The 2501-nt window shown below is 60.9% G+C and carries 2 protein-coding genes and 1 pseudogene; 2 read left to right on the plus strand and 1 reads right to left on the minus strand.

The genetic code is table 11. The features are described from left to right. Both C9413_RS32910 and C9413_RS30980 read left to right on the plus strand, forming a co-directional pair. Window positions 1-188, plus strand: a pseudogene (locus tag C9413_RS32910) (N-acetylglucosamine kinase); the annotation flags it as partial. After that, window positions 178-936, plus strand: a complete 759-nt coding sequence (locus tag C9413_RS30980) for a GntR family transcriptional regulator (RefSeq protein ID WP_039845399.1) — start codon at window positions 178-180, stop codon at window positions 934-936. The pseudogene C9413_RS32910 and the gene C9413_RS30980, both read left to right, overlap by 11 nt. Window positions 937-1437: 501 nt before the next feature. Here C9413_RS30980 and C9413_RS30985 read toward each other — a convergent pair. Further along, window positions 1438-2501 (minus strand): vitamin B12 dependent-methionine synthase activation domain-containing protein (locus C9413_RS30985; RefSeq protein WP_281408697.1); only part of this gene is annotated, 1064 nt, incomplete at its 5' end.

Genomic DNA, 2501 nt, shown 5'->3' on the forward strand with positions numbered 1-2501 from the left:
ACGCCCTCCGCAGGACACAATGCCCGACGATCGGCCTGCTCGGTAGCCTCGCAAGGCCCTATGAACCTTGGCTTGCCGGGCGGCACAAAGCACTACTCACAGAGCCAAAAGGCGACGTCCTCCAGGGTGCGATCGATCTCGCAGTAAAATTTCTTCAGGGCGACAGAAGGGTGCGGCATGACGGATGATTTCGCCAGCATCCTTTCCCCCGAGCGCCTTCAAGCCGGCGGCAGCGGCCCGCTCTATGTCAAGCTGCGCCGCACCCTTGAAGAGGCCATCCGCGCCGGTACGCTCGGCCACGGCGACGCCTTGCCGCCGGAGCGCGACATCGCGGAATTCGCGACCGTCAGCAGGGTCACTGTTCGCAAGGCGATAGACGAACTCGTCGCGGACGGCCTGCTCGTACGTCGCCACGGCTCCGGCACGTTTGTGGCCAAGCCGGTCTCGAAGGTCGAACAGCGTCTGTCCCAGCTCACGTCCTTCACCGAGGATATGGCACGCCGCGGTATGACCTCTCGCTCCGAGTGGCTGCACAAGGGTATCCACACCCCTTCGCCCGACGAGATGATGAACCTCGGCCTGGCTGCCGACGTCAAAGTCTCGCGGCTAAGCCGCCTGCGCATCGCCGACGACCAGCCTCTGGCAATCGAGAATGCCAGTGTCTCCGGCGAATTCCTGCCAGACCCCTTCGTGGTGACGACATCTCTTTATGCCGAACTCGAGCGGCGCCAGGTTCGACCGGTCCGCGCGGTGCAGCGCATCTCAGCCACGAATATGAAGGAAGCCGACGCCCATCTCCTTGGTGTTCCTGTTGGCGCCGCCGGACTATCGATCGAGCGTATCTCCTATCTCGGCTCGGGGCGCGCGGTCGAATTCACCCGCTCGCTTTATCGTGGGGACGCTTATGATTTCGTGGCGGAACTGACGATCGGGTAAGCTGAGCTCAGGTCTAAACGCCTTCGCAGATTATACGTATAATTCGGATTTAGAACCTATCGGAAAGACCATGGCCCAAACCACCGCATTGGAATTTCAGCGCACATTCGGCGAATTCCAGAATCAGGAGTAGCGAGGCTCGTCGAGTTCACCCGGCACGGACGCCGCGAATTTCTTTGATGTCAGCTGAACATTATGATTGGTTAAACGCTGCCGCGTCCACGCGCACACGGCACCGCCGACGCTTTTTCTATTGTCAATGTCGACGAATGGCCGACCCTCAAGAGTGCCCGGCAGCGAGGGAACATTCGCTTACAGTTTCATCCGCCGGGCCCCTTAGGCTCGTTCAAAGCCAAATCCTCGAAATTGCACCGGTAACGAGACAGCCTCGGCGTGTCGGTGACCGAGACTTTTATCTTCTGATTCAAATAGATAAATCCGGAAAGTGAATCACTTTCCCGCATTTTTGTGTCAATCTCTGAACATCGCGCCAAGCATTGCCTACGCCGCGTCGTCGATCTCCTCGGCAGCCTTGCGGGGCACGTAGTTGAGCACCGGCCCGAGCCAGCGTTCCACTTCGGAAATCTCCATGCCCTTTCGAGCCGCATAGTCCTCGACCTGATCGCGCTCCACCTTGGCGACGCCAAAATAGTAGCTGTCGGGGTGGCCGATATAAAGGCCGGAGACCGAAGAGCCGGGCCACATTGCGTAGCTTTCCGTGAGCTTCACGCCTGTTGCCTTTTCGGCGTCAAGCAGGCGGAAGAGCGTCGCCTTTTCCGTGTGGTCGGGCTGCGCCGGATAGCCCGGCGCGGGGCGGATGCCGGCATATTCCTCGGTGATGAGTTGCTCGTTGGTCAGCGTCTCGTCCTTGGCATAGCCCCAATATTCTCGCCGGACCCGTTCGTGCATGCGCTCGGCGAAGGCCTCGGCGAAGCGGTCGGCGATCGCCTTGACGAGGATCGAGGAGTAGTCGTCGTTGGCGCGCTCGAACCGCTCCGCGATCGCAATTTCCTCGATGCCCGCGGTCACCACGAAGCCGCCGACATAGTCCCCGACGCCGCTCGAAACCGGCGCGACGAAATCCGACAGCGCGATGTTCGGGCGGCCATCGCGCTTGGAAAGCTGCTGGCGGAGCGTATAGAAGGTCGCAAGCTCTCCGGCGCGCGCCTCATCCGTAAAGAGACGGATATCATCGCCGGTGCTGTTCGCCGGCCAGAAGCCGATGACGGCGCGCGGCCGGAACCACCTCTCGTCGATCACCTTCTTTAGCATCGCCTGCGCATCGGCCCAGAGGGCACGCGCCGCCTCGCCCTGCTTCTCATCTTCGAGGATTGCTGGGAAGCGTCCGCGCATTTCCCAAGTCTGGAAGAACGGCGTCCAGTCGATATACTTGGCGATCTCCGCCAGATCATAGTCCTCGAACACCTTGGTGCCGATGAACTGTGGCCTGGTCGGTTTGTAGGCAGCCCAATCCACCTGCTGCGCATTCTCGCGGGCGCGGGAAAGCGGCAGACGAACCTTCTCGGCCTCGCTGCGCGCATGAGCAGCGGCAACCTTGGCATATT

Origin of the sequence: Rhizobium sp. SEMIA 4085 (assembly GCF_013004495.1) — a bacterium.
GTDB classification, from domain to species: Bacteria; Pseudomonadota; Alphaproteobacteria; order Rhizobiales; family Rhizobiaceae; genus Rhizobium; species Rhizobium gallicum.

What these genes read in the sequence shown, in the direction of transcription:
- C9413_RS30980 (WP_039845399.1), top strand. Translation starts at nt 178, where the DNA reads ATGACGGATGATTTCGCCAGCATCCTTTCCCCCGAGCGCCTTCAAGCC.